Genomic DNA, 9,208 nt, shown 5'->3' with positions numbered 1-9,208 from the left:
TTTGTTCGATATTTGTTTTCCGGAAAGAGAAGTAAGAACAAAAGAAGATGATTACCGCCTCGCTATATCTATTCTCCACGTTCGTCGCATGCTGATAGAAAACGCCAAAAGCGGTTATATAAATCGGGTAGCATCAATTCCAAAATATTTTTTTCGGAAATAGATTTTACTTATTTTTGCAGCATGGCTATCGCAATAACAAATAGATAAAGACCCCTTTAGTGCCTTCCCGGCGTATTTTCGATCCTATCGGAAATAAACTTTCTATTTTTTAAAAATTTAAATATTTATTAATATGATTCAATTAGAAATGATTGAGAAAGTCCAGTTGTGGGCTCAAAAAAACGATGCCATATCAGCGGTATTCATGTATGGATCCTTCGTCAAAGATGAAGGTGATATTTATTCAGACATAGAGTTTTACGTGTTTTTAAACCCTGATATTGAATTTGATCGCTATCGCTGGGTTAATTCAATAGAACATGTGCACACTTTTTTTATCAATGAGTTTGGTTCGGAAGTAGCAATTTTTAGAAATTTAATCAGAGGAGAATTTCATTTTCTTCCGGTAAGTGAAGTGAGTATTTTAAAATCGTGGGTTGGTTTAATCTCTTTTGAATACTTTGAGAAAATGTCGTTGGTAGATAAGGATGGTAAACTATCTGCCATATTAATTAACTTAGACAAAGATAGCCCCAATCGTAGCTCTTTAGAATCTTTTAAATGGATATGCAATTCGGCAATTAACAGCCTGCTGCATACCAGAAACCTTCTATTGCGGGGTGAACTCGCACATGCCCATCATAGCTTGTTTTATGTTCATAAATACATTCTTTGGCTCATAAGGATTGAGGTTGATTCTACTAAACACTGGGAAAGCCCAGCCAAGAAAGCAGAGGAAGACCTGCCTGCATATTGGTATAAGAAATATACCCACTGCACGGCAAACTTAGAAAAACGAAGCTTGATTGATGCTTATCAACAATGTTTTATGCTCACTCTGGAGTTGTTCAATAAACTTCAAGCGCCAACAGATTTAGTAAGCCTTTTGGACGAAATAAGAGCTGAAATGTAGCTCCGTATGAAGTAATGGAATTGGACAGTAATTGATTACTGACAATTCCATTATCTTTATAATATTTTGTCACTTGAATGGTTCTCTGTCTACTCGGTAAATCTAAAAAGCGATTAAACATCGTAGGAAGCCTATAAACTGCATTTATTTTGAGTTATCTGCTTTTGTTTCGATATCACCAAAAATTTTTTTTCGATGGTTAATGCCCCAGTCTTTCATTGCATAAATTATCGGCGTTAAAGTATCTGCATAAGGCTCGTGAGTGTACTTGATTTTTATGGGATAATCTGCTACTACCGTTCTTTTCACAAGTTTATGCTGCTCCAGCTCCTTTAGTTCTTTAGCTAGCACCTTGGGCGTAATGCCCGGAATACTCTCCTGGATATCAACAAACCTATCATTGCCTACCCCGATAGAGACAATGATCGGCAATTTCCATTTGCCGCTTATCACGTCTAAAAAGTCTCGCACCGGTTTAATGGTACTTATGCAATCGTTATATCCTCTTTTTACTGCCATAAAAGTCTTTTGAAAATAATAATTCGCTTTCCTTTAGGAAAGGACTATACAAAGTAAAGTGTTTTTTACGGAATTTTGTATCTTAAATTAAAATAAATTATCCGTCAATATGGAAATAGGAACATTAGAACAAAAACATCCAGGCACCTATACTTTCAATGAAGTACTACGTTTAAGAAAATCGTGTCGCGGCTTTTTAGAGACACCGGTGCCCGATGATATGATTACTTCGGTTTTAGAGGATGCGCAGTTAGCACCATCAAATTGTAATACCCAGCCTTGGGAAACGCATATAGTATCGGGAGATAAACTTAAAGAACTCTCTGAGGCTATACTAAGAGTGAACAAAGCAGAAAGGTTTACTCCAGACTTTAGCTTTGATACAGATGAGTATCACGATCGTTATAAAGAGCGTTACTTTAACCTGGGTAAGACCATGTATGAGGCATTTGATGTTAAACGTGATGACAAAGAAGGGCGAAAAGAAGTTTCAGATCTAAACTATAAATTCTTTAATGCCCCACATCTTGCTATCCCATTCATGCCGTCATTTGGCGATAATGTACGTGTTGGCGGTGATATAGGGATGTATGGGCAGACATTTCTCTTATCACTTACAGCGCACGGCCTTGCAGGTATTCCCCAAACAGCGCTCGGCTTTTTTGCTGGAACTATAAAAGAAATATTGAATGTGCCGAGCGAGTTTAAAATGTTGTTTGGAATTTCATTTGGTTATGGCGATCCAAATGCAGCAGGCAATTCGTTTAAATTAGGGAGAGATCCAATTAGTAACAATGTCACTTTCCATCAATAATATATGGTAAAAATGAAAGATGGCAGCAATAAAAAAATGCTCATCGGTCTCACCTCGGGGAACGGATACGGCTTTCAACCGGGAGCGTGGCGTGCGCCGGGTGTCGATCCCACTAGTTATACGAGTTATGATGCCCGCGTGAAACAAGCGCAGGCGGCAGAACGGGGCAAATTCCAGTTTATATTTCTGCCCGACGGCCCGTCTACCGATAACACCTCTTTTCTTGAAACTGATGCGCCAAACTTCAACCTTGATGTGATGATGACATTGGCTGCAGTGGCAAGGGAAACCAAGCGCATTGGCCTAGTAGCCACAGGTTCCACAACTTTTAATGCGCCCTACACACTGGCAAAGCAATTTAAGGCACTTGATATCATGAGCCATGGTCGAACCGGTTGGAACGCCATTACTTCTGCTAGTAATGATGTAGCGGCAATCTATGGGCAAACCATTCCATCCAGCGAGGACCGCTATGGACGTGCACACGAAGTTGTTCAGCTTGTTCAGTCGTTTTGGGGAAGCTGGGGGAAAGATGCATGGGTGCATAACCAGCAAAGCGGACAGTTTGCAAAGCATGATGAGATTGCTACCGTTAATTTCAAAGGCAATTACGTAAGTGCCAGGGGTACACTTTATATTCCGCCATCACAACAGGGGCAGCCTATTGTCTTTCATGCCGGCGGGAGCCCCAACGCGCACGAGCTAGCCGGACGGTTTGCAAATGTAGTTATCGGCGCAGCCTTTACGGTTGAGGACGGTATACAACAGCGCAACGCCTTTCGTCAAGCAGCAAGAAAATATGGACGTGATCCCGATGAGATTAAGTTTATCGCGGGGATGATGACCACCATCGTTAAGGACAGGCGTACTGCGCTTGACCGCAGGCTAGGGTTAATGGGGCATCTTCTTCCACAACGGGTAGCTTACCTGCATCAAATGCTTGGCATACGGTTGGACCGGAATAAGCTGCACGAGCCTCTTTCAGAAGCACAACTCGAAGCGGCCCGTCCTTCCCCGTATGACCCACGATCTGCTAACGCCCTTAAAATTGCAAAAGAGGGTTGGAGTTTGCAGGATACTATTGCGCACGGCGTCATTGATTATCATCCTGCAATCGTAGGCCCGGGTATTGAGGCAGCAGATCACATGCAAGCATGGTTTGAGGCGGGAGCCTGCGATGGTTTCTGGATCTCGCCCGATATATTGGATGATGGTATAGATGCCTTTGTGGATGAGGTAGTTCCCATTTTGCAGGGGCGTGGACTTTTTCACCAGGATTATGAAGGCACAACGCTGAGGGAGCATATTGGTGCACCGGAACAATATGGAATTGACCCTCGCGTTTAAAATAAATAAAATTTAAACAAAAAAATTTGAAAATTATGAAAGTAGGAATTGTTGGAACAGGCTCCATAGGCGGCCTGTTAGCAGAAAAATTATCTCAGGCCGGACACCAAGTAAAAGTGACCAACACTAGGGCAATGCCTGAATTAGAAAAAATAGCTGCCAGTCTGGGCGCGACTGCGGCAACCATACAAGATGTGGTGAAAGACGTAGATGCCATCATTTTCTCTATGCCCTTTACTGCATACAAAGATCTACCGAAAGACTTATTGGCAGCGGTACCTCAGGATGTGGTGGTAATGGATACTTCAAACTATTATCCATTTAGGGATGGTGAGATTGCCGAATTAGAGCAAATTTCCGAAAGCGAGTATATTTCTGGAATACTAAACCGTCCGCTGGTAAAAGTGTTTAATAATATGCTTGAAGGCACCTTGAAATACAAAGGCACAACCGCCGGCGCAGAGGATAGAGTCGCCATTTCTATTGCCGGAGATAACCAGGAGCATAAAAAAGTAGTTACTCAACTGGTTGATCTTACAGGTTTTGATACTGTTGACGCCGGAAATCTGGCTGAATCCTGGAGACAGCAGCCCGGAACACCAGCCTACTGTACGGAATTGAATGAAGCGGAATTAAAACAAGCACTTGCTAGCGCTGAAAAAGGAAAAGCGCCTGCAATCCGAGATCTTATCATGGACAACCTGAGGAAACAGGATTCCTGGCCTTCATACGAAGAAATTTTAGCCGGCAATCGTTTACATGAGATGGGAAAAAAAGTAGATTAAATAACATAAAAAAATAATGATGAAAGTTTTGTATACAGCACAGGCGACTGCTACCGGAGGTAGAAGTGGTCAGGTTAAAAGTGATAATGGGGTTTTAGACCTACAGGTAAGAGCACCCAAAGCAATGGGCGGTGCTAATGATGATTACACGAATCCAGAGCAATTATTTGCAGCGGGTTACTCCGCTTGTTTTGACAGTGCGCTCAACCATACCATTCGCCTGGAAAAGGTGAAGACGGGTGAAACATCCGTTACTGCAAAAGTGTCAATTGGCTCTCTTGAAGGAGGTACATTCGGATTAGCAGTAGAACTTGCAGTAAATATTTCAGGTGTAACTATTGAAGAAGCACAACGACTTACTGAACGTGCCCATCAGGTATGTCCATACTCTAATGCCACAAGAAATAATATTGAGGTAAGTCTTAACACGACAAATAATTAAGATGTGACCTTCCAAGATCGTGATCCGCTAAAAAGCCAATGCATTCATCTTGATTGCAATGGCTTTTTAGCATTTTAAAAATTAATAGGTGGGACAGTTCTTGTTCTGACTTCGTATTTCGGAGAATTTAGACTTGCTGTTCCGCTCCAAATGTAGTGCTCCCTTCTTTTTATTGTTCATCTTCGTATGGCCTAACGCCTCAACAAAAACCATTGCCATGCCGTCATTCAAAATCAATCGTCAGGCTAACAACTTAAAAGAGCAACACACTAAATCGGATTATTTCTAAGTAAAGGTCAAACGGTCTCATACGTCTATAGCTTTACAGTCTATCTTGTCCGCTTTTTAGTTTACATACGTTATATCGGAAAAAATAGGTTTGGCGATAATGACGTGCCACATGAGCTTATTATTGTAGGAGCAGTATTATATAAAATAAGACGAATAGAGATAAGGCGATACTTGTTTTTATTTCGTATATTTGTAGATATATCGAGAAAACAAGGATTAAAATGATACATTATCTCAAAATAAAGAATTTTGGACCAGTAAAGAACGAGGCGGAGATTAACTTTGAGGTTGCAGATAGCATCCAGGAAGATGCTTATGAGATAAGAATGGGTGATGGGCGGAAACTGTTGAAGCTGGCCTATATTTATGGGGCTAATGCTTCGGGCAAAACTACAATTCTAAAGGCGTTTGATTTTCTACGCAAAATCCTCTTGTCTCCTGCTGGCGACAAAGCACAGGAGCTTTCCTTTGATCCCTTTCTTTTTTGTGAGGATGCCTATTCAAAGCCTTCGTATTTCGAGCTATCATTTTATGTCGATGAAATCCGATATTTATATACTTTGAATTTTACCAAACATTCTATTCTGAACGAGAAACTTGTGTTTTACCAAACGGCACGACCGACAGAACTTTTTTCAAGGCAAACCGATCCAGAGAAGCGATTAACAAAAATTCAGTTTGGAACCAAAGTCAGGGTACCGGCAAGGGAGAAAGATCTACTGGAAAGCAATACATTACATAATAACACCGTGCTTGGAGCATATGCCAAAACAAATGTTGATATTCCAGAACTCGAAATGCTGAACAAATGGTTTAGCACCTACCTTCTTGGCTTGGTTACTTCTTCGCATGATTTGACCGAGCTTACAGCCGAACTAATAGATAGAAATCCGAAAATCAACGAATGGATTGATACATTGCTATATAAGGCGGATAATCAGATAGCGAAAGTAATAGTGCCTGATTGGAACGAACAAGTCGGTATACCATCAGATCAGCCGATCCAAATATTAAGGCCGGAAAGCCTTTCGGATAAAACCATAAAAAGGTCACCGGTTGGTTCTTTGGCGAACGTAGATAGGTTTTTTGGCGGGCCATCTGAAAGGAAGATTGAGTTTTTTCACAAAATCGGCAAAGACGATATATATCCATTATCCATACAAAAGGAAAGCAGCGGAACCAAGAGGTATTTTGGTTTGGGCGGCCCACTTTATGAATTAATACACGGATCGCACTTGCTCTGCATCGACGAATTGGAAACGTCTTTACATCCCGATTTGATGAAGCATTTTCTGCAGGTATTCTTAGTGAATTCAACGAGGTCTCAATTATTGATTACCACACATAACCTCTCATTGATGGCCGATACCGATTTTATACGTCGTGACGCGTTATGGTTCAGTGAAAAAGAAGATGACGGATCTGTTTCACTTTTCTCAGCAGCGGATTTTGATACCACAATACTGCGCAAGGATGCCAGCTTAATCAATGCTTACAGAGTGGGGAGATTGGGCGCTAAGCCAAACTTAGGGTCTCCATACATCACATTAGTGGACTAATATGGCCAGACACCCTAAGAACAAAAGAACCAACAAAACGATTGCGATGGTCGGCGATGGTCAGACCGAACGTATTTATTTTGCCAATGTGCGGGATACGGATAGACCGGCCAATCTCAATATTTTTCCTGATTATCCAAGAAAGATCGGTAGCTACAAAGGAGTATTGGAAAGAGCGATTACCTTGAAAAACAATGATTACGACCACGTTTACGCATTAATAGACATGGATAAGATTATTGATGAAAATAAGATAGGAGAGTATCGTATTGCCAAGCAATCTGCGGAACAAGCTGGAGTAACCGTATTGGAAAACAATCCATGTTTTGAAATATGGATATTACTCCATTTTTCATCGACAGGAAAGCTGTTTTCTAGTTGTGACAACGTTATTACGGAGATCAGAAAACCGAGCGCGATTGCAAACTATGAAAAAGGTGAACGCTATTTGACAGGCTTGAAAATCTATGAACGCTACAAACAACAACTAAGAGACAAAGCAATGCCAAACGCTAAAAAACTCGAAGTCGATAGAGATGGGCAAAGTGACCGTTATCCGAGAGCCGAGACCTACCGTTTTTTTGAATGGTATTTTGAGAATTATAAGATTTAGTATGGACAATGTTTTACACTTTTTAGCCTTTTCAATTTTTTCAAGCAGAGGGATATACGCATTACTATTAGGCTCTGGCGTTTCAAGAAATTCTGGTATTCTTAGAGGTTAGGATATTGTATTGGATTTGATTAGGAAAATTGCACAATTGGAAAACGGGGATTGTGGAGCATATACTGATGGATGGTATCGGACTAAATATGGTGAAGAACCAGATTACTCCGCTTTATGACCCGTCCCTAAATATATACAGTCGCAGGCTTTAACGATCCCTTTTCAATTTCTATAAAAAAGTGATTTATAGCTTTCACTAACTGGAATATTGTGTTCATTTATAAAAAGAGCATTACCATCAATAAATTGAATATATTTTAATGATACGATATACGATCGATGAACTCGACAAAAAAGATTCTCGGGGAGCAGGTTGATTATTTCTTTTAAGTTCATGTAGGTGATTATATGTTGATTTTTTGTGTATACGGAGATGTAATTGTTCAATCCTTTTGGTAGTGTTTCACAAACTGTGTAAGTAGAAAAGTTATTCTGAAAAGATTTTGAGCCGTTAAGCTCAAAAAATCTTTTCGGAAATAACTTTTTGATTATTTTTAACCCTTACATAGTTATGATTGACAAAGAACGATTATTAAACGACAAAGACTTTTACAAGTCTTTTAAAAGTGGAGAGGATCTAACCTCTTTTTTCAAACAAATGCACAAGCGAGCATAATAGCTTTATTAGAAATATAAACCTATTTGCTATGAGATAGAATAAGCTTACCTTAAAGATCAAGAAATCCTTTAGTTTTAAAGGTAAAAATAAACTTTCGTTATTGGGAGCACGTGATCCTACAGTTCTACCTACAACTACAATGTTTGGTGAAGGAAAATAATATTTAGCACTCATAAGTTACTTTTTTTTTGACGACACTTAAATAATATTTATAGAACCAAAAATAACAAATTGCCTCTTGTTGCAGATTTTCATGAGGAAAAAGCCTATTGAGGTGCATATGCAATAATGTTTGCAATCTAGGTTCGACATCACGTGTGTTAACGGAATTGAGATAAGACCTTACAGCATCGAAATATTCTACCTGATTTTTTTTTAGTTTCTTAGGAATAATAAAGTGTTGACAGAAATAAGCTAGTGTATCTTTGTGTTCTCTATAATGAGCATCTATGTCTACTTTTTCGAAGGAGCTTTCCGACAGTATATTCAATGCGATTTCGGAAATTAGCTCAAAAAAATAAAGAATTCGCAATTTACTCCAACCTAGGTAGTCTTAGATTTCATGTCTGTAAGTTTTTTTTAACCAAATGTAAAACTATAACCTAATAAAATTATGCCTTCATTTTCTACCAAGTGTAAATTAAACAATATCATTTTTTTAGTTTTTCTTTTCTCTTTTGTTGTCTGAAGTAACTGTTGTTCTGTTTATCGTTTTCTTCAACATCTTCATTATCTTGAGATAGATTTCACTCAAGCTGATTTAATCGCCTTAAATGTTCCAAAAAAGAATTCGAGTTCAGTACCAGCGGAATCAGTTTACGTTCGCAATTCAAAAGCGCGAAGTTTATGATTTTATTTGCAGTTTTCCGGGGCATTGGGGAACAATGCAGGGACTGATCGTCGTGATCGATTAGAAGCCGGGCCAAATGCGCATGGTTGGTCGGAAACCTTCATTACGAGGACGGCTGTCAAAGACAATTGACCATTCTCATAATGACGGAGCCTGTAAAAATAACTTATCCCGTACTGG

General features: G+C 39.6%; 11 protein-coding genes. 8 read left to right on the top strand and 3 right to left on the bottom strand.

The window, feature by feature from the left end:
* The first annotated feature begins 295 nt into the window (after positions 1-295).
* Positions 296-1,075, top strand: coding sequence for an aminoglycoside 6-adenylyltransferase (locus tag FM107_RS10230; RefSeq protein ID WP_086948423.1), 780 nt, complete (start codon positions 296-298; stop codon positions 1,073-1,075).
* 144 nt (positions 1,076-1,219) lie between these two features.
* Here FM107_RS10230 and FM107_RS10225 read toward each other — a convergent pair whose 3' ends face one another.
* Entirely contained in the window at positions 1,220-1,594 is a 375-nt protein-coding gene (locus FM107_RS10225) for a helix-turn-helix domain-containing protein (protein WP_086948422.1), read from the bottom strand.
* Positions 1,595-1,703: 109 nt separating this feature from the next.
* Between FM107_RS10225 and FM107_RS10220 the strand changes: the two genes are divergently transcribed.
* The 6 genes from FM107_RS10220 (at position 1,704) to FM107_RS10195 (ending at position 7,445) form a co-directional block, all read left to right on the top strand.
* Positions 1,704-2,408, top strand: coding sequence for a nitroreductase (locus tag FM107_RS10220; RefSeq protein ID WP_086948421.1), 705 nt, complete (start codon positions 1,704-1,706; stop codon positions 2,406-2,408).
* A gap of 3 nt (positions 2,409-2,411) precedes the next feature.
* Complete coding sequence (locus FM107_RS10215; RefSeq protein WP_218778954.1) at positions 2,412-3,755, top strand: NtaA/DmoA family FMN-dependent monooxygenase; 1,344 nt, start codon at positions 2,412-2,414, stop codon at positions 3,753-3,755.
* A 5-nt stretch (positions 3,756-3,760) separates the two neighbouring features.
* A complete protein-coding gene (locus FM107_RS10210) occupies positions 3,761-4,540 on the top strand; it encodes an NADPH-dependent F420 reductase (RefSeq protein WP_306298647.1) in 780 nt (259 codons plus the stop codon).
* Positions 4,541-4,556: 16 nt separating this feature from the next.
* Positions 4,557-4,982 carry an organic hydroperoxide resistance protein gene (locus FM107_RS10205; RefSeq protein ID WP_256959460.1) on the top strand — a complete coding sequence of 142 codons (426 nt, stop codon included), beginning with the start codon at positions 4,557-4,559 and terminating at the stop codon, positions 4,980-4,982.
* A gap of 512 nt (positions 4,983-5,494) precedes the next feature.
* The gene (locus FM107_RS10200; RefSeq protein WP_086948418.1) at positions 5,495-6,832 is read left to right on the top strand and encodes an ATP/GTP-binding protein; all 1,338 of its coding nucleotides are present in this window, start codon (positions 5,495-5,497) and stop codon (positions 6,830-6,832) included.
* A gap of 1 nt (position 6,833) precedes the next feature.
* Positions 6,834-7,445, top strand: coding sequence for an RloB family protein (locus FM107_RS10195; RefSeq protein ID WP_086948417.1), 612 nt, complete (start codon positions 6,834-6,836; stop codon positions 7,443-7,445).
* Positions 7,446-7,721: 276 nt separating this feature from the next.
* Here FM107_RS10195 and FM107_RS20220 read toward each other — a convergent pair whose 3' ends face one another.
* Entirely contained in the window at positions 7,722-7,946 is a 225-nt protein-coding gene (locus FM107_RS20220; RefSeq protein ID WP_179204454.1) for a LytTR family DNA-binding domain-containing protein, read from the bottom strand.
* A 395-nt stretch (positions 7,947-8,341) separates the two neighbouring features.
* A complete protein-coding gene (locus FM107_RS20215) occupies positions 8,342-8,668 on the bottom strand; it encodes a lantibiotic dehydratase C-terminal domain-containing protein (protein WP_086948415.1) in 327 nt (108 codons plus the stop codon).
* A 283-nt stretch (positions 8,669-8,951) separates the two neighbouring features.
* Between FM107_RS20215 and FM107_RS20210 the strand changes: the two genes are divergently transcribed.
* Positions 8,952-9,092: a plastocyanin/azurin family copper-binding protein gene (locus FM107_RS20210; protein ID WP_143559470.1), complete on the top strand. Its 141-nt coding sequence runs from the start codon at positions 8,952-8,954 to the stop codon at positions 9,090-9,092.
* Positions 9,093-9,208 lie beyond the last annotated feature (116 nt).

The sequence above is a fragment of the Sphingobacterium sp. JB170 genome (assembly GCF_900163865.1).
Classification (GTDB): Bacteria; Bacteroidota; Bacteroidia; order Sphingobacteriales; family Sphingobacteriaceae; genus Sphingobacterium.
The sequence above is the reverse complement of the archived record's forward strand: the minus strand, read 5'-3'. Positions and strand labels throughout refer to the sequence as shown.

Coding starts and splice junctions, on each gene's coding strand:
- FM107_RS10230 (WP_086948423.1), top strand. CDS start 296: ATGATTCAATTAGAAATGATTGAGAAAGTCCAGTTGTGGGCTCAAAAA.
- FM107_RS10225 (WP_086948422.1), bottom strand. CDS start 1,594: ATGGCAGTAAAAAGAGGATATAACGATTGCATAAGTACCATTAAACCG.
- FM107_RS10220 (WP_086948421.1), top strand. CDS start 1,704: ATGGAAATAGGAACATTAGAACAAAAACATCCAGGCACCTATACTTTC.
- FM107_RS10215 (WP_218778954.1), top strand. CDS start 2,412: ATGGTAAAAATGAAAGATGGCAGCAATAAAAAAATGCTCATCGGTCTC.
- FM107_RS10205 (WP_256959460.1), top strand. CDS start 4,557: ATGATGAAAGTTTTGTATACAGCACAGGCGACTGCTACCGGAGGTAGA.
- FM107_RS10200 (WP_086948418.1), top strand. CDS start 5,495: ATGATACATTATCTCAAAATAAAGAATTTTGGACCAGTAAAGAACGAG.
- FM107_RS10195 (WP_086948417.1), top strand. CDS start 6,834: ATGGCCAGACACCCTAAGAACAAAAGAACCAACAAAACGATTGCGATG.
- FM107_RS20210 (WP_143559470.1), top strand. CDS start 8,952: ATGTTCCAAAAAAGAATTCGAGTTCAGTACCAGCGGAATCAGTTTACG.